The organism is Sphingobium sp. TKS (assembly GCF_001563265.1).
Classification (GTDB): Bacteria; Pseudomonadota; Alphaproteobacteria; order Sphingomonadales; family Sphingomonadaceae; genus Sphingobium.
This window is the reverse complement of sequence record NZ_CP005085.1, coordinates 124,296-142,892: the sequence shown is the minus strand read 5'-3', so window position 1 is coordinate 142,892 and position 18,597 is coordinate 124,296. Positions and strand designations below refer to the sequence as shown.

Here is an 18,597-nt window from a genome sequence, read left to right as displayed (position 1 = left end):
CCTGCCCCTGCCCCTGCCCTCGGCGCGAGGCTCTCGCGCGCTTGTATTTTCGAGAAGAAAGGAACCCGCCCTTGCCCCGGATCGATGAAAAACTTCTTCCCATTTATGAAGATGTCCTGCGGAGAAATGCAGGAGAAACAGAATTTCACCAGGCGGTCGAGGAGGTGCTCGAAAGCCTTGGCGCCGTTATCGCCAAGCATCCCGACTATATGGACAACGCATTGATTGAACGGATCTGCGAGCCGGAACGGCAGATCATCTTCCGTGTTCCCTGGGTTGATGACAACGGCCAGATCCAGATCAATCGGGGATTTCGAGTCCAGTTCAATTCAGCCCTTGGCCCGTATAAGGGGGGGTTGCGCTTCCATCCTTCCGTCAATGTCGGGATCATCAAGTTCCTGGGGTTTGAACAGACCTTCAAAAATGCCCTGACCGGCATGCCTATCGGCGGCGGCAAGGGCGGCTCCGACTTCAATCCGCGTGGGCGATCCGATGGTGAGGTCATGCGCTTCTGCCAATCCTTCATGACCGAACTCTATCGGCATCTGGGCGAATATACCGACGTTCCCGCCGGCGATATCGGTGTGGGCGCGCGGGAAGTGGGATATTTGTTCGGACAGTATAAGCGTCTCACCAATCGCTATGAAGCCGGTGTCCTGACGGGCAAGGGTCTGATCTACGGCGGATCGCGAGCCCGCACCGAGGCAACCGGATATGGCGCCGTCTATTTCCTCGAGCAGATGCTCAAGACCCGGGCCGAGAGCCTGGAAGGCAAGCGGGCCGTTGTGTCAGGATCGGGCAATGTCGCGATCTATGCGATCGAGAAGATCAATGCGTTTGGCGGCAGGGTGGTCGCCTGCTCGGATTCTTCAGGCTTCATCGTTGATGAGGGCGGGATCGACCTTGAACTGCTGAAAGAGATCAAGCTCGTGCGTCGCGAGCGGATTTCCGATTATGCGCGCCTCAAAGGCGCCGGCGCCCATTTCCGCGAGCAGGGCTCCGTCTGGGAAACGCCGTGCGAAGTGGCGGTGCCCGCGGCCACCCAGAATGAACTCAACGGCAACGATGCCTCAACGCTGATCCGCAACGGCGTCATCGCCGTGGGTGAAGGGGCAAACATGCCCTGCACGCCCGAGGCTGTGCGCCTTTTCCAGGGCGAGGGCATTCTTTTCGGTCCTGCCAAGGCGGCCAACGCCGGAGGCGTTGCGACCTCCGCGCTGGAAATGCAGCAAAACGCATCGCGCGACAGTTGGACATTCGAGGAGACCGAAGCGCGCCTGGCCGCGATCATGCGCCGCATTCATGACAGTTGCGCGGAAACGGCCGACATTTATGGCGCGCCTGGCAACTATGTGCTGGGCGCCAATATCACCGGCTTTATCCGGGTTGCAGAGGCGATGCAGGCGATGGGCGTGATCTAGAGTTGCGATCCAATTGCATCGGCTCGACCGCCCTAGATATTTGGTTTGTCGTGTTTTTCTGAGTCAGCCAATGATTGGCTTCGCCGAACTTGCGTTTCCATCTGCTTAAAAACGCTCCTGGAATATCCCGTGGAGCGGCCACGGGAGTGCGCTTGCTGCAAATCGCGTGAGGCGCCGAAAATAGGCGAAGCTTCTGCGATAACTGCCCTCAGCGCTCTCAAACGGTACGCTCCGCCGATATGCGTCGAGTGCAGTTATCGTGACCGACCCTGTTCGTCACTTGCCAGACTTCATCCCGCAGAACGCTTGCGGCAATCGCGCCCGGATACTCTCTTACTCCAGGGAGGTGAGCATCGCCCGGTCGTCTGGACCTTTGTGACGTCAGTCTTGCAGAAGCCGATGCAAGCCCTGGGCGACGCAAAGCGATGGATCGTCTGCTATCTTTACCGGCAATCCGGTGTCCTGCTCGATCATTTCGCGCAAACGGGGTGTGGCGGCACTGCCGCCGGTCAAAAGAATGCCATCCATATGGAGGTCGCGGCTGAGCTCGGGCGGCGTGCCGTTAAGCACCTCTCCTATGGTTTCGGTGATCCTGGCCGCATGCTTCCCTATCACATGATCCAGTTCTGCAGCATCGATACGCAGCGAGTGGGGGCCCATCGAGACGAGGCTTCGGCCCTTCACTTCCAGCGCCTCTTGGCGGCAGCGCCGTTCAGTATAGCCCTTCTTTATCCGCTCGGCCGTCTGGCGGCCGATCAGCATTTTGTGCTCGAAATGCAGATAGTCGGTTATCGCCTGGTCCAGCGCCGCGCCACCGACGCGCACAGAGCGCGTGACGCACATACCCCCAAGCGAAAGCACCGCCACCTCGGTAATGCCCGCACCACATTCGACGATCAACGCACCGCGAGGTTCATGAACACGAACCCCGGCGCCTACGGCAGCGGCAAAGGGTTCGGGCACCAATTGGGCAGCGCGGAGCCCCGCATCGTCCGCCGCGGTCAGCAGCGCGCGGCATTCAGCCTGGGTTGCGTCGGCGGGCACGCCGATAAGCGCACGCGACTTGCGCGAAAGCCTGCGTCCAAGAGCAGCGCCGACGGCATAGCGCAAAAGCTCGCTGGCGGTGTGAATATCCTGGAGCACGCCCCGCCGCAAAGGGCGCCTGACCGTCATCTTGCCAGGCGTCCGATCAACCATTGCTTGCGCCGCGGTACCTGCGGCGACCAGGCGCGGCATCGTTTTGAAATCCGCAAAGCAGCACAAGGACGGTTCATTGAATATAAGGCCGGCGTCGCGGCGGACGATGCGCAGATTGGCGGACCCGAAATCTATCGCGATTTCCGGCCGCTTCCATGATGCAATTGAAAGCATGCCGATGCCATAGCAAGCCGCGACGACCTTGTCTTGCCGCTTGCGTGTCCTGGCGCCGTGCTGTCAACTGCGTCTGGCGCGGCCGACTGCACGCGCTCCAGACTTGTATCACGCCATCTTGGTTGGCGCTGCCTCGGCGAAGTTCAGCTTCGCGTCAGGGCCCAGCCAATCGCAGCGCAAGTCAGAACCAGAAGGACGGGCCCGGCGAGGCTGGAAACCGACTGGATGATATGTTCCAGCGTGTCGAACCTGTACTTCATTCGCGGGAGATCGGCATAGGTCAAGGGAGGCCAGTCCGGATCTTGCAGGAAAACGACATTGTCCGTTTCCTGCGGGCGTGGCCGTGCCGCGTGGAGAGGCCCCTCACCCTGCCAATTCTCCCCCTGGGAGTCAGCCTTCATCATTGTTCGCGTCTTCCCTGTTTGACTGCACCTGGCAGACCTTCACCGCCGCCTCCCACCTTCGGAAATAGACAGGTCACCCCGGGCGAGGGGCGTCCTGGAACTGCAGATCTCCTGTAGAATTTCGCAAAGCAGACGATGGCTGACAATGCAGCCCGCCCCAAAAACGCCCTCAGGCGCTGCTGCCCCAAAAAGCCAATAGGAAGCACGGTGTCTCCCGTTTTGGCAGACACCGTGCTCCTCCCTTAGTGCGACCCGAGGGCGACCTGCGCATGCGCGGAAAGCCAAACTCCATTCGGGGAGCCTGCGCTGATCTGCAAATGCTGACCCTGTTCGTGAAGGACTGAATGCGTTGAACGGATTAAAATCTTTTCTGAACTACTGCTTTCGAGTCGTATAGCAAATATCCGCATGATTCGGAAAGACATAAATGCATGTCTATTATAATCCATTCCTTCTTCTTTATCTGTCATAAGGCAATCGCCAAGGAATGACGGCTTCCCCCCTCTCCTGGCTGCCCTGGCTGCAAACGAAGCCACTCCGGAGCGAGCCGACCATCGCGCGGGGGTCTGGCGTCCGAAGGGCGGTGGGCTCAGTGCATTGCGATCCGCAGCAACGCTTCTGCCTTTTTTGCATGCCCAAAGCCATAAACAGAGCCTGCCAGTTCATTCTGGATGGTGCCGGTTCTTCGCCACTGGCCCTGGACACATCGTGCGCCCGCCTGACCCTGATCAAGCGGCGCTTCTATCGCGGAAGGTATCGCTCGCTGGCGCCCTGAATCCGCTTTCCCCAGGGACGCGCCCCAAAAGCATAGGGCCGTGATGCCGCCAGACTCTTCTCCATGCCGTCCATGACCGATCCCTGATCTTGGGCGTCGCCGCGATCCCTCAGAGCGCGCCTTGCCGCATGCGCGCGCCAGATGCGCAGCCGCAAAGCCTGCAATTGCCGGCCGGCGCCGCTCCCTCACAATATGGCCTGCCGATTGAGGTCATCAGGGAGCGGAACCACGCCTTTTGAGTTCCAGGGCCATGAGCGCCGCCCGCGCTTTTGCTCCCCTGTGTGTGGAGGCGTGAAACAGCCCGCCGCCGATCGCGCGTCCTTCGCCACGCCAGAAGTCGACTGCCGTCATGGGATTGATGCCGGCGGCCGAGAGAAGATGAACGCTGAGCCGGTCCGCCTCGTCTTCGGCCTCCCGCACGAGACGGGCGCTTCTGCCAAACGCTCCGGCAAGGCCCCGCTTCACCTTTTGGCCCTCAAGCCTTGCGCGATGGCCAAGGATATTATGGGCAAGTTCATGGGCGGCTACGACGGCAAGAGCGGTGTCGCCGAACCTGGCGAGAAAGCGCGCGGAGAGCTGGATCGTTTCCCCGTTGGAGATCGCCCACTCGCCAAGACCGGAACTTACCTCGAAGCGGGTACGGCAGGCTGGCACAGGCCGGACTTGAACAGGAAATTCCTGGCCGCCTCGCCGGATAGAGAGGCGGATCGCTTCTGCAGGCGGCTGCGCGGCGATATAGCGTTCGATTTCGTCCCTGCGCCTGCTCGAGCCTGAATCCTTGCCGCCTGCTTCCCGAACCGTGATACCGTTGATGCTTGTTATGCCGTCGCCCGGCGCAAGGCCAGCGTTGCTGGCAGGACTTCCAGGCACGACTGCCATGATCGACAAGGTTGCCGGGAAGCCAAAGGTCGCGCGGGCTTCTTCGCGCAGGTCAGGCGCATATTGTTCGAGCGCGTGAACCACCATGCCGGTGGCAGGCATCCTGTGAGGGCATGACGAGACATTCCCCGTCGTCAGACGGAACATGATGGACGCAAGACGCATATCCATGTCGCGCATTGTCTCGAGAAGACCTGCCTGCGCTGGCCATGACAGCGTGACGGCCAGTCCAAGAATGAACGCACGGATTGCAGGCAGCATGTTCAAAACCTCCAGGATGAAGGATAGCTATATCTTTCCTGCTTCATTCAAAAGGAATGGATGAACCGGGATCGCTCGAAACGATGCTGATTACCGTCCCGTTCCTGTAAAAGCTTGCTTTCATCGAAAAGCGGGAGTTGCGCCTCAGGCATCCGATGTTGTACCGCGGCGCGATAAATTCACAGGAGCCCCATCATGTCTCTGGCCAAAGGATGGCGGCGCGCAGGGCATTGGCACGGGATCATTGAAGCTCATCGGGATGATTGGAGGGCCAGCATGAACTGGCGTCACCCCATTGGTACTCTATCCAAATCTAAGAGGGGCTCGAAATCCTTGGAATCTGGCGCGGCATGGTGGATCGTTGACCCTGACCATGCCTCCTCGGATTTCTGGCAACAAATGTGCCTGCGGCCTTCTGCGCGTGCCTGCATGTCCACAGGCCCATTATCCCGATCATCACAAATGCCGTCGCTTTCACCTGGTCAAATTAAACAGCCATAATCCGATGGACCCCTTCCCCACCCCCTTTCCCATTCACCATGCCGTCATCTTTCGGTTCACCCGAGCTGGGCATGGCCTCTTGCAAGCGCGACTGCTCCGGCATGCAAAGTCGCTATGCGCCGGATGCAGCCGGCCCGACGGGTCGGGAGGAAAGGCGTGATATTTCGGCGATGGTTCTGGCGAGGAAAGGTGGAGCAATGGGACAGCCTCGCTCCACAGGGCGAGCGCATCTATGCCATCGGCGATGTCCACGGCCGGTTCGACCTGCTCGAAGACATGCTCGGCCAACTCGAAAAAGACTGTCGGGACGCGGATGCCGACGTCATACGCCTCATTTTGCTGGGGGATCTTATCGATCGGGGTCCCGCTTCACAGGCCGTTGTCGAAAGGGCCATGCAGGCAAGCGGTCAATTTCGCCCGTTTCATTGGCTGACGGGCAATCATGAAGAGATGCTTCTCGCCGCCCTTGACGGCAATATCCCGGCCCTGCGTCAGTTCATTCGTGCTGGAGGCCAAGCCTGCCTGATCAGTTATGGGCTTGACCCGGTCGAATATCAGCGCGCCTCGCTCGAGCAGCTGAGCCTTGCGCTCCCAGACCTCATCCCGCCTGCCCATCAGCAATTTCTGAGGCGCGGGGAAGACCTCATCATCCGCGGCGATTATGTCTTCGCGCATGCCGGCATCCGGCCGGGATTGCCGATTCAGCGGCAACGGCAACAAGATTTGCGATGGATCAGGAACGACTTCCTGAGCGCGGGGCATTTTGAGGGTCTCACTATCGTCCACGGCCATACGATCTCCCCCAATCCTGTGAACCTGCGCCACAGGATCGGCATCGACACAGGAGCCTTCCAGACCGGGCGGCTTAGCGCGGTGGCCCTGGAGGGCAATCGACGCTGGTTCCTCGAAGCCCGGGCATAGCGGCAGGCTGCATACAGGCATCCAGGGCAAGGCGGCTTGCCAGTGCAGTCCGCCTGCCGTGCCTCGCCAGATGTCAATGCAGCATTGCGGATCCGATTCCTTCATTGAAGGACGGCCTAATACCATTATCCCAAAGGAATCCTGTCAGCATAAGCCGGATCGGGTTACGCCAATACATAAGCATCCATTTGGTTCCATGAGTCTTTTATTCGTGATTCCTTCCATACCGGACTATACACAAGCATTCAAGAAAGCTATCGATTTGCCGATTCTAAGGCTTGCCTGTCACAGGTTAGTCGCGGGTCGATGCTGTCTGGGGTCAGGGCATTTCGCGGCCTGTGGCTGACGCGGGCGCATGCGGTCTGTACGAACAGGGGAAACGACATGAAAATCGGTGCGCTTCAAACGGTCAGTTCTGCGGCATTGGCCATCGCATTGGCAGTATCCCCTGCCCAGGCGCAGGTCACGACATGGCTCGGCGGAACGGTGGGCGCCGAACAGGATTGGTCGACAGGGACAAATTGGTCCGGCGGCGTTCCGGCCAGTGGCAGCGACGCCCGGATCGATGGCGCAGCGTCGCCGAGCGTCAGCCTGAGCGCTGGAGCGGGACAAGCAAATATTCTGAGGATCGGAACCGGGGCCAACGGCCTCCTTCAGATCAGTAATGGCGCGAGCCTTGAAACAAACACCGGCATGATGGGGAGCAACGCCGGAAGCTCGGGTGTCGCGTCCATCACCGGCGCCGGAACGAACTGGACGAGTGAGTGGCTGTTTCTCGGTCTCCAGGGGGCAGGCACGCTTGACGTCTCGGATGGCGCGCACGCTGAGAGCGCGATCCTGGCTCTTGGAGCCAATCCCACCGGGAGCGGATTTCTGACGATAAGCGGCGGCGGCTCCGTCGCGACGAACTCCGCGGTCATCGGGGATCAGGGCATTGGCAACGTGATCGTCAATGGCGGCGCTCTTACGGCGGCGGCACTGTCGGTGGGCAATTATGCCGGGGCGACAGGGAATGTGATCCTCGTCGGGCCGGGCTCATCCCTGACGTCATCCTCGGCCACCATGGTGGTGGGCGGATCGGGCTCGGGCTATGTCAATGTGTGGAACGGGGCTTCGGTGCTCTCGAGCGGCACCCTCAATATCGGCACTTACGCCGGCTCCCATGGTGAGGTTGTCGTCAGTGGCGCCGGCAGCTCGATTGATGCCGCGTCGACGACAAGCGCAGCCATGATCCTGGGAGACCGGGGCACAGGCGTGCTCAACATCTCCGATGGCGGCACTGTCAATGTCGTGGGAGGTTCTGGAACGCTCAGAATTGCATCGCAATCCGGTTCTGCAGCTGAACTTCGCATCGGCGGAAACGGCGCTGCGGCTGCCGCAGGCTCGCTCAACGCGCAAAACGTCGTCTTCGGCGCCGGTGAGGGCGCAATCCTCTTCAATCACACCGACGCAGATTATCAGTTCGCCGCCAATATCCTCGGCAGCGGCAGCATCCAGCAGCTGGCTGGCACGACGAGGCTTCTCGGGCTCAATAGTTATACGGGAGGGACTACAATCACCGGGGGCAGGCTGATCGGCGACAGCGACAGTCTGACAGGATCGATTTCATTGAATTACCCTGGTCATCTCGAGTTCGATCAGGCCAGTGACGGGATCTTCGCCGGACAGATTACGGGATTTGGCGATGTCACCAAGAGCGGTGCGGGTCAGCTGACGCTGGCGGGCGGCAACAGCGTGCGGTCCTTGTCAGTCACCGAGGGCAGCCTCCTGGTGAGCGCAGATCTCTCCAGCAACAGCGGAAAAATTGATGGCGAGCTCAATCCGATCGTTAAAGTCAGCGGGAGCGCGGCCAGCTGGGCAAGCAACGGGCTCCTCAACGTGGGCGACGCCGCGCAGGGAACCTTGCAGATCAGCGGCGGCGGCCAGGTTTCAAGCCGCGCGGGCGTGATCGGCGGACTCGGTGGATCGGTCGGCCATGTCACCATCGAAGGCGCCGGATCGCAATGGTCCTCCGTCCCCGGTAGCGGCCCGCTCACCATCGGTCAGCTTGGCGCTGCCTATGTGGATATCGAGGATGGCGGCGCGCTTTATACCCAGGGCGCCAATATCGCCACTTTCGGCTCAGGCAAGGGCGTCGTCACGCTGAGCGGGGCAGGTTCCACCTGGCAGAATAATGGTTCGCTCGTCGTTGGCCAGGTCGGCGCGGGCCAGGGCTCGGGCAATTTCGTGAATGTGCTGGACGGGGCCGCCCTTGCAACAGACCAGCTCCTGATCGGTGGCGACGATAATTTCAACGGCAGCGGCATTGTGCAGGTGAGCGGCGCAGACTCCTCGCTGGTGGCGCGCACGGCAGCGAGCGTCGGTCATGGCGGCGTCGGCACGCTGGTCGTGGCGGACGGCGGCGTCGTGGATGTCGAGGCGGCCGGTATAAGCGGCGCAGGCATTTTGTCGGTTGGCCTTCGCCCAGGGTCTGTCGGCACCCTGGCGATAGGAGCCATGAGCGACGAGGCTGCCCAGGCGGCGGGCCTTGTTAAGGCCAGCGCGATTGTCCTTGGGAGCAGCTTCGACCGGATCGTTCTCAATCATACCGATGACGCCTATGTGCTGTCATCGACGATCGCGGGAGCGGGCTCCCTCAACGTCTATGGCGGGACGAGCAGCCTCACGGGCAGCAACAGCTATACAGGCGGTACGTTCATCCGCGGCGGCGTCCTTGAGATCGCGTCCGAAGGCGCCCTCGGCACCGGAGCGGTGGAGATCGGAGGTGGTTCCACGCCAACCGCGACGCTGCGCTTCGCGGCCGACACCGACTTCACCCGGGACATTTATCTTGCCACCAACACGTCGCGGCTCGACGTGGGAGATCATGACGTCATCCTCTCGGGCGACATTTCAAGCGGCGCCACTGTCAGCCTTCAGAAAAATGGTGCAGGTTCGCTCACTCTTCGCGGGACCAACAGCTATCTTGGCAATACGTGGCTCAATGAGGGTTCGCTGATCGGCGATGCCGACAGCTTTGCGAACGGATTCATTGTCACCGCAGATGACACCCGCCTCATCCTTGACGAGGGCTCTGACACAATTTTCGCCAATCAGATCCGGGGCACGGGCACCTTCGTAAAGCGCGGCCTGGGAACCGTCGACCTGACGGCAGAGAATGGCTTTTCGGGCGGAATGGTCGTTGAGGCAGGCATCCTCACCACAAGCGTCACCGGCGCCTTTGGCGCGGGAACAGTCGATGTGCATGCGGGCGCTGGCGCTCGTGTCGGCGGCGTCGCGGAAGCTGGTCATATTCGCGTTTCCAACGACGGCGATTTCAGCTTTGAGGGCGAAGCCACCGGCGCGCAGGCCCGTATCGTCAATGCCGCTACCGGCCAGCTCTTCATTGATGACCTCGCCAGCGCCGGCACCAGCATCGGCAGCGTATCGGGCGAAGGCAGCGTCGTTCTTGGAAGCAAGTCCCTGACCCTGGGCGGGCTCAACCAGGATGATGTGATTTCGGGCGTCATATCCGGTTCGGGCGGCTCGCTCGTCAAGACCGGTTCCGGCGCTTTGACCTTGAGCGGCGCCAACACCTATTCCGGTGGCACGACGCTCCTCTCCGGCACGCTGGGCCTCGGCCATAGCGGAGCGCTGGGATCGGGCGGTCTCGTCATGGCAGGCGGCACGACACTCGACTATCTCGTGAGCGGCGACTTTGGCGATGAGGTCCGCCTGGTTCTTGACGGCAATGCGAAGCTGAACGTCGGCTCGGGCCTCACCGTCAACCAGAATGGCGCGCTCTTGGGAACAGGAGGATTTGAAAAGACAGGCGCAGGCACCCTGCATCTCTGGTCGCCTGTCGCCTATGGCTTCGCGCCCAGCGAGCCAGGCAACTCCTATGAGGGTGACACGACCGTCTCGGCCGGGCAGATGGTTCTCCACGGCCCCAACGCGATCAGCGACCTCTCGGGCGTCACGGTGGCTTCCGGCGCCGGGATGCTGCTTTCGAGCGACTATTATGGCAATGGCGAAACGATCGGCTCGCTCGCTGGCGCCGGCCTCGTTGATCTTGGCACGCGCGAGCTGATCACCGGCGGTAATGGCCGATCGACGATTTTCTCCGGCAATATCCAGGGAACTGGTACGCTCGTGAAGACGGGCGCGGGGGCGATGACCCTTGCCAGCGACCAATCCTACACAGGTCCGACCTTCGTCGAGGGCGGCCGCCTCACCGTCAACGGAGCACTGGCCTCTGGCTATGTAGGGGTCGATGATGGTGCGAGCCTGGGCGGGGCGGGAACGATCGCCGGGGACGTTTTCGTCAACAGCGGTGGCGGGATCCTGGGGACTTCGGGCCAAACCCTCACAATGAACGACCTGACGCTTGGCGCAGGATCGATGATCGACGCTAATCTTGCCTCGCCAAGCGAAACCGGTCTGCTTCGCGTCAATGGCGATCTTCGTCTCAATGGTGCCACGCTCAACGTCATCTCAGCGGGCGGGACTGCCCTTGATGCTGGCGTCTATCGCGTCATCGAATATGGCGGCGCGCTGTACAACAATACGCCGCTCGGCATCAGTTCCTACCCTTCGTCCATGGCGCTTGGTGACCTTGGCATCCAGACGGCTGTTGCAGGCCAGGTCAACCTTGTCAGCGCACAGGGTCTAACGCTCAATTTCTGGGACGGCAGCGCCGCTGCCAATCTCAACAATGGCATTGTCGATGGAGGCGATGGCCTCTGGTCGGCGTCAGCGCATAGCTGGACCGACATGGACGGCGCCGTCACTCTCACCAGAGCCACCAATGCGATGGCTGTCTTCCAGGGCGCAGCCGGTCATGTCACGGTCGACGGAACGATCGCGACAAACGGCATCCAGTTTGCCGTCGATGGATATGATCTGGCAGGCGGCATCCTCGACATCGGTGCTGGCAACACCATCCGCGTTGGCGACGGCACCGCGGAGGGTGCCGCCTATGGCGCTGTGATCGGATCCACCATCCAGGGCAATGGCACTCTGGCGAAAACCGACCTTGGCACCCTGACGCTGACCGGTGACAACAGCTATGAGGGCGGCACCGTCATCTATGCCGGTACCCTTGTGGGATCGAGCGGCAGTTTGGGCAGCGGAGACATTCTCACCGCCGGCGCCCTCGTTATCGATCAGGACGACAACGGCACCCTTGCCCAGGATATCAGCGGCCTTGGAACATTGACCAAGACCGGATCCGGCACACTCGCGCTCACAGGCGCCAACAGCTATCATGGAGGCACGACGCTCAACGGCGGCGGTATCGTCACGAGAACGACTGGCGCGCTTGGCACCGGCAATGTGAATGTCCTCTCGGGCCTACTGAGCTTTGAAGTGGGCGCTACGGCTGGATCGCTCGGCATCGCAAATGACGGAACGGTCGAGTTCGCCGACACAGCTTCTGCTGCAAACGCCCAGATCGCCAATCGCGGCCAGACCAGTTTCTGGAACGATGCGAGCGGCGGCGACGCGCTGATCGTCAACAGCAATGGCGGCGACACCAACTTCTTCGACACGTCCTCGGCTGGAACGGCAAACATCAGCAACAGCGGCGCGGGGAGCGAGGTCTGGTTCTTCGACGCCGCAACCGCCGGGTCGGCCAGTCTCACCAACGATGGTGGCCGCCTCATCTTCCGCAACACCTCTTCGGCAGGGCAGGCCTCGATCAACAATGTTGCAGGGACGATCATCTTTGCCGATGCGTCGAGCGCCGATGAAGCCACGATCACGCATGGCGGGGGCACCCTCTCCCTTGCCAATCTCACCACCGGAGGACTTGCCATCGGATCGCTCGATGGCGCGGGCGCGGTAAATCTTGCTGACAAGACCCTGACGCTAGGTGGCCTCAACGCCGACAATCTCCTCTCAGGCGCCATTTCCGGCGAGGGCGGTTCGCTCGTCAAGATCGGGACGGGAACCCTTACCCTTGAGGGCGTCAACGACTATTCGGGCACGACACTCGTCAGCAGCGGCAGCCTCAAGGTCGACGGTTCGATCGCGACAGGGGCCACCGTCGCGGATGGGGCGACACTCTCAGGCACCGGTACGCTCGCAGGGACTGTCACGATCGCCGATGGCGGACATCTTGCCGGTCGTGCTGGCCAAACGCTCAATCTGGGTGCCCTTGCCCTTTCGGCGGGCTCGATCGTCGATCTCGAGATCGGTGCGCCAACCCAGGTCGCGGCCTTCGATGTTGCCGGGGACCTCACGCTCGACGGCACGCTCAACATGACCAGGGCTCTCGACTTCATGCCAGGGGTCACCCGCCTCTTCGACTATGGCGGCGCGCTCGTGGACAATGGCCTTGAGATTGGGTCGGTTCCCGAAGGTCTGTCGAGCCATTATCAACTTCAGACCGCAGTCCTCGGCCAGGTCAACCTCGTGAACGCGGCAGGTCTCACGCTCAACTTCTGGGACGGCAGCGCGGTCGATCATCTGAGCAACGGCCAGATCGATGGCGGCGACGGCATCTGGTCGCTCGAACATGCAAGCTGGACCGACGCAGACGGCCTCGTGAGCAAGTCGATGCAGCCGCAGCCGGGCTTCGCCATCTTTGGCGGCGCAGCCGGCACGGTCACCGTCGATAACATCCAAGGAGCGGTCGTGACCGCCGGCATGCAGTTCGCATCCGACGGCTATCTGCTGCAAGGCGATGCGCTGACCCTGGGCGAGGCTGCAACCGTGGTGAGGGTCGGGGCCGGTACGGCTACGGACGAGACCATGGTCGCCCGCATCGACGCTCAGCTGACCGGCAGCGGTGGATTGACGAAGACCGGCGCTGGAACGCTGCTCCTGGCATCCTCCAATGATTTCACCGGCGGCACGACCATCGGCGAAGGCACGGTCGTCGGCACAGGAGGCAGCTTTGGCAGCGGCGCGATCGTCAATGAGGCTCGTCTGGTCCTGGCGCAGGAAAGCGACGGGACGCTCGCCAATGATCTTTCCGGTTCCGGATCGTTCGTCAAAGCCGGAGCAGGCACGCTCACCTACTCAGGGGATGGCCATGCCTATGATGGCACGACGTCCATCGAAGAGGGCACGCTGCTTCTGACCGGTTCGCTTGGAGGCAGCAGCCAGATACTGGCAGGCGCGACGCTCCAGGTCGGCGACGGCGCAGCCGCTGGCGATTTGCTTGGCGCGACACGCAATGACGGCAGGCTCATCTTCGCACGCTCGGACGATTATGACTATGAGGGCGCCCTCTCAGGTGCAGGATCGCTGATCAAGCGCGGCGATGGTCTCCTGACGCTGTCAGGAGAATATAGCTACACAGGCTCGACGGTCGTTGAGGCAGGGCGGATCGCACTTAACTCCGTACTCGATCCGGCCACGAATCTCGTCATGACCGGCGGGTCGTTCGAACTGGGCGATCAGCATCAGGAAGTCTCGAGCCTCAGCGGAACGGGCGGCACCATCGCCATCGGCTCATCTGGCCAACTTACCGTCAACCAGTCGGTCAACAGCGAGTTCGCCGGTGGGTTCACAGGGTCGGGAACCTTCGTCAAGACCGGCGATGGCCGGCTCAACCTGACCGGTAACAGTCAGACTTTCACCGGCTCGACCCTGGTTCAAGGTGGGCGCCTTGCGGTCAACGGCGCCCTTGGCGGCCTTGTCGGCGTCTCGGGAACAGGCAGCATCGGAGGCAACGGCACAATCGGTGGGCTCGTCGTCCAGAATGGCGGCACGGCTGCACCGGGCAATTCGATCGGTCTTCTCCATGTCGCCGGCAATGTGACCTTTGAGGCCGGGTCCATATTCGAGGTCGAGGCGAGCCCGGATCTGGGCACGGATGGATTTGGCATCGCCGACCGGATCGAGGTTGCCGGAACGGCCGCCATCGAGGGTGGGACGGTCCAGGTGGTTGCAGAGGGCAGCAATTATGCTCCCGAGACGACCTACAAGATCCTCTCTGCCAATGGAGGCGTTACCGGCACATTCGAAGGGTCGGCGGACAATTATGCCTATCTCGACAGCTGGCTTAGCTATGACCAGAACAATGTCTTTCTCAGCCTGATGCGCAACGATATCGACTTTGCTGCAGCGGTTTCCACGCCCAACCAGAAGTCGACCGCGAGCGCTGTGGAAGCATTGGGCTTCACCAATGAAATCTACCGTGCGGCAATCAGGCTGAGCGAGACCGAAGCCGGCAACGCCTTCGACCAGCTCTCGGGCGAGATCCACATGTCGGCGACGACGGCTCTCTATGAAGACAGCCGCCAGTCGCGTTCGGCAGTCCTGGCGCGCATGAGCAATGCTCACCAATCGGGCGTCGGCTTCTGGATGCAGAACATCAGCAACTGGGGCAAGAGCGACGGCAACCGCAATTCCGCGTCAGTCGATCGCGACACCACCGGCGCACTGTTGGGCGTCGATATTGCCGCTGGCGATCACTGGACGCTGGGCGTTGCGGGTGGATGGACCCAGACCGACCTGCGTTCCTCGGCGGGAAGCGGCAAGATTGAGAGTGCCAATTTCCTTGGCTATGCAGGCGCGCAATATGGACGCGCGCGCATCAAGATGGGCCTGGGCTATTCCACGGCAGATCTCGATCTTCGCCGCCAGATCAGCTTTACCGGGTTCCAGGACAGTGCGAGTGCCCGTCATGACGGAGACGTCTATCAGGCCTTCGGCGAGATCGGATATGCCTTGCCGCTGAGCCGGGGCGAGTTTGAGCCATTCGCGAACCTGACCACGGTGAAGGTCAAGACCGACGCCTTCTCCGAAAGCGGCGGTCCGGCGAGCCTGGCCGTCGACAAGCGGTCGGACACGTTCACTTCTTCCACCATCGGTGCACGGCTCGCCACTCCGGCGACCGGTCTCGTTGCGGCAAAGGCCATGCTGGGCTGGCGGCATGTCTATGGCGACACCGTCGCTGTGGGCCGCAACCAGTTTGCAGGCGGCCTGCCTTTCGCCGTCAGCGGGGCGCCCATCTCCCGTGACGCAGGATTGTTCGATGCGGAGGCCATGCTGCGCCTGACTCCCGCGATCACCTTGAGTGCAACCTATAACGGCATGATCGGAACGACCTCCGTGGATCACTCGGTCGCGGGCAGGATTTCCTTCCGCTTCTAGACCCACCTCCAGGCGGCGGGGACGGCACCTGCTGACTGGTAACGGATCAGGAGCAGTTGATCATTAAATGTGATCGGCTGCTCCTTTCCGACGAACATTCCTGATTATCCGGTCCCACGATCGATCTAAAACGCATCCGTATTTCTTCGTGAGATAGTGGCAGTGGAATAGCGCCCATGCGGTGTTTGTCTGAGCCGCGTAATTCGTGCAGCCCAGATACTTCGGACGAAAGAAAGCAGTCAGGATATCGCTCGATCATCTCATTGAGTCCCTCTTGGGTTCCTGAAGGATTGACATGTAATCGCTCCAAAGCATCTATTCCGGACGCTCATACCCAGGTCGGGTTGCCTGGGACGACTCACGCTTCCAGATGCCAGCACACAGGTGGCGCACACCGACCAGCTCCCTTCCATAACTCGCCATGCCTTCGCCAACCGTGAGCACGCCTTCGCCCATCGCCGAAGCTGCCAAACGGCATTCACAATTTTGGAATGCCCGATCGGAAACACCTCTTACCGACGCAGCTTTGGCCAGAACGACCACAGTCCGGCAGCGCCAGGGAAATGGCCCGTTGAGCGTTTGGGAAGGTCGGCTCCATAGGTTGCTGCCATGGCCCTCGCTTTGCTGGGCTATGCCGACGGCGCTTGCGGGTCAGTGGTCGCACATCACTGCTTGGTACAACAAGCAGAAGCAATGCGAGGAGTAGCGGTCACATCAGGACCCGCGCCGCCCGAAATCATGCATCGCGCGGGATGGAGCTCGGCAGCAGACGCGCGCGACGGACGGTGCATACTTGACGCATTAGGTATCCAATCCTATGCGGCATTTGAAACATAGATGAAGCATTCGATATTGATTCGAGAAGAAATGCTGCGTTTCGATGTTTCTTGGTGGTTGAATCAATTGCGTTCCCGATCCGCCTCACCTGTGGATCCATAAACAATCGAGTTGATGATGGTGACGGTGCAAGAATTTGCGGTTGAGGAAGGCTTGACCACTGGGATGAAGCTGGCTGGCGCATCGTCCAGGCGAGCGCGGGGCGTTTTAGCCGCAGGCGCCCGCTGGTACGTGGCCCAGACGCACCCGCGCAGCGAACAGCTCGGCCAATCGCATCTTGAACGCCAGAACTTCCGCTGCTTCATCCCGCGATTTCAGACGACGCGACGTCAGGCCCGACGCTCCGTCACGGTAATGGCGCCGCTCTTTCCCGGCTATATCTTCGTCGAATTCTGTCCGACACGGGATCGGTGGCAATCGATCAACGGCACGATGGGCATAAAACATTTGGTCGGGGCCTCGCAGGGACGGCCAACACCAATGCCTGCCAGCGCGATGAACGCGATCTTCGAACGGTGCGATGGCAACGAAGTCAAAAGCCTCGTTCCTGACCTTCGCGTGGGTGATCAGATTAGAATAACCAGGGGGCCGTTCTCCGATCAGCTGGCTGCCATTGAATCGCTCGATCACAGCGGCCGAGTTCGGGTCCTTCTCGACATATTGGGCCGTGCAACCAGGGTGGAAGTCCCGCTGCGCAGCGTCGGTCCGGCCTGATCGAGACGCAGCGTCGCGAGCGCTTGACCCGATGCGCTGGCGCGAGGCGGGCTTCTAGGGGGATAAGTTGATGACCGTTCATCCATTTCACCTGCATCATCAGGGAGCATATCGGCAAAGCCGGTTGCGCAAGATCGTCCATCAGCTCGTTTCGAGCAACCGCTTCGCCATTGCCGGCGTTCTGCTACTCGGTGTCGTGATCCCTGAACTTCTGCATCCACTGTTTGCTTCTGAGCAAGCGTGGGCCCGTCCGATCGCGCCCCTCGATCCGATGCTTTATGCGACAGCGGCCGCGCTGCTCCTTGCCCATCTGATGTTGCGCCGAACCAGCCCCCTGCCCTTCGTCGATGCAAAGATCATCATCCTCCCCGTGTTCACGGTCGCCTTTGCGACGGTGATGTTCCTTATGAGCCTTATTTTCCGAAAGCTCGGCTTCTATCACCTGGCGACAGGCTTCCTGGCCGGCATCATATGGCACACGGGGCTTACCGTCCTGCGTTCGCGCCTCGGATGTCCGGTGCTGGCGCTTGTCGGCATCCCGGAGGTCACGTCTGAGATGCAGGCTGCCAGGGTGATCTGGCTCCCATGGAACCAGACCCGGATGCCGTCTGGCGTTCACGCCATCGTCTATGACAGCAGCCGCGACTATCCGCCGGCCTGGGAGCGATTTTTTGCGCGCGCCGTGCTGCGTAATATCCCCGTCTATGACCTTGATCATGTAAGCGAAATGATGACGGGACGCGTCCGCCTGCGCTCAAAGCCCGAGCTTGTCTTCGGCCAACTCCTGCCCTCGCTTCCCTATCTGCGGCTTAAGCGCATCCTTGATTTCTCGCTGGCCCTCTTCCTCCTGCCGGTTGTGCTCCTGATCCTCGCCTGTTGCTGCCTGTTGATCAGGCTTGAAAGCCGTGGCTCGCCGATTTTCCGGCAGACCCGCGTTGGCTATCAGGGCCGGCTGTTCACCTGCTATAAGCTGCGTACGATGCGCAACGACGTCGCGGGGCCCCTCTACACCCAGGAGCGCGATCCAAGGATCACGCGGCTCGGCCATCTTCTGCGCATGTCCAGGCTCGATGAGTTGCCGCAGATCTTCAACGTCCTTTTCGGCGACATGAGCTGGATCGGGCCACGTCCTGAGGCCCTGCGTCTCTCGCGCGACTATGATCGCTCGATTCCCTTCTATTGTTACCGGCATAGCGTTCGCCCGGGCATCTCTGGCTGGGCTGCCGTTCGTCAGGGCAATGTCGCGTTGGCCGATGCCGTCACGGTCAAGCTGGAATATGACTTCTACTATATCAAATATTTTTCGATCTGGCTGGATTTCGCGATCATCCTCATGACGGTCCGCACCATGGTCACAGGCTTTGGATCGCGCTGATCCATAAGCCCGGCAAGGCATTCTTGCCGCGCAGAACGCTAACGGCTCCCGACC

Annotated in this window: 8 protein-coding genes; 5 read left to right on the top strand and 3 right to left on the bottom strand. The window is 61.1% G+C overall.

The annotated features are described in order from the left end of the window. Nucleotides 1-71 precede the first annotated feature (71 nt). Nucleotides 72-1,421, top strand: a complete 1,350-nt coding sequence (gene gdhA / locus K426_RS25855) for an NADP-specific glutamate dehydrogenase (RefSeq protein ID WP_066564127.1) — start codon at nucleotides 72-74, stop codon at nucleotides 1,419-1,421. A 381-nt stretch (nucleotides 1,422-1,802) separates the two neighbouring features. Here the strand turns inward: gdhA and K426_RS25850 are convergent, their stop codons facing one another. The 3 genes from K426_RS25850 to K426_RS25835 form a co-directional block, all read right to left on the bottom strand. Next, the gene (locus tag K426_RS25850) at nucleotides 1,803-2,792 is read right to left on the bottom strand and encodes a rod shape-determining protein (protein ID WP_066564125.1); all 990 of its coding nucleotides are present in this window, start codon (nucleotides 2,790-2,792) and stop codon (nucleotides 1,803-1,805) included. A 143-nt stretch (nucleotides 2,793-2,935) separates the two neighbouring features. Continuing rightward, nucleotides 2,936-3,196: a hypothetical protein gene (locus K426_RS25845; RefSeq protein ID WP_066564120.1), complete on the bottom strand. Its 261-nt coding sequence runs from the start codon at nucleotides 3,194-3,196 to the stop codon at nucleotides 2,936-2,938. Between the two features lie 988 nt (nucleotides 3,197-4,184). Further along, a complete protein-coding gene (locus K426_RS25835) occupies nucleotides 4,185-5,111 on the bottom strand; it encodes a M48 family metallopeptidase (RefSeq protein WP_066564118.1) in 927 nt (308 codons plus the stop codon). 657 nt (nucleotides 5,112-5,768) lie between these two features. Between K426_RS25835 and K426_RS25830 the strand changes: the two genes are divergently transcribed. From K426_RS25830 to K426_RS25815, 4 genes are all read left to right on the top strand, one after another. Beyond that, nucleotides 5,769-6,533, top strand: a complete 765-nt coding sequence (locus K426_RS25830) for a metallophosphoesterase (RefSeq protein ID WP_237230201.1) — start codon at nucleotides 5,769-5,771, stop codon at nucleotides 6,531-6,533. A gap of 384 nt (nucleotides 6,534-6,917) precedes the next feature. Continuing rightward, nucleotides 6,918-15,617 carry an autotransporter-associated beta strand repeat-containing protein gene (locus tag K426_RS31570; RefSeq protein WP_158511790.1) on the top strand — a complete coding sequence of 2,900 codons (8,700 nt, stop codon included), beginning with the start codon at nucleotides 6,918-6,920 and terminating at the stop codon, nucleotides 15,615-15,617. Between the two features lie 951 nt (nucleotides 15,618-16,568). Beyond that, a complete protein-coding gene (nusG, locus tag K426_RS25820) occupies nucleotides 16,569-17,168 on the top strand; it encodes a transcription termination/antitermination protein NusG (RefSeq protein ID WP_066564114.1) in 600 nt (199 codons plus the stop codon). A 70-nt stretch (nucleotides 17,169-17,238) separates the two neighbouring features. Further along, nucleotides 17,239-18,543 (top strand): sugar transferase, encoded by a 1,305-nt coding sequence (locus K426_RS25815; protein ID WP_066564111.1) that lies wholly within the window; start codon nucleotides 17,239-17,241, stop codon nucleotides 18,541-18,543. The last annotated feature ends 54 nt before the right edge of the window (nucleotides 18,544-18,597 follow it).

Excerpts from the sequence above, each read along its gene's own strand:
- nusG (WP_066564114.1), top strand. The coding sequence starts at position 16,569 with ATGATGGTGACGGTGCAAGAATTTGCGGTTGAGGAAGGCTTGACCACT.
- K426_RS25815 (WP_066564111.1), top strand. The coding sequence starts at position 17,239 with ATGACCGTTCATCCATTTCACCTGCATCATCAGGGAGCATATCGGCAA.
- K426_RS25850 (WP_066564125.1), bottom strand. The coding sequence starts at position 2,792 with ATGCTTTCAATTGCATCATGGAAGCGGCCGGAAATCGCGATAGATTTC.
- K426_RS31570 (WP_158511790.1), top strand. The coding sequence starts at position 6,918 with ATGAAAATCGGTGCGCTTCAAACGGTCAGTTCTGCGGCATTGGCCATC.
- K426_RS25835 (WP_066564118.1), bottom strand. The coding sequence starts at position 5,111 with ATGCTGCCTGCAATCCGTGCGTTCATTCTTGGACTGGCCGTCACGCTG.
- K426_RS25845 (WP_066564120.1), bottom strand. The coding sequence starts at position 3,196 with ATGATGAAGGCTGACTCCCAGGGGGAGAATTGGCAGGGTGAGGGGCCT.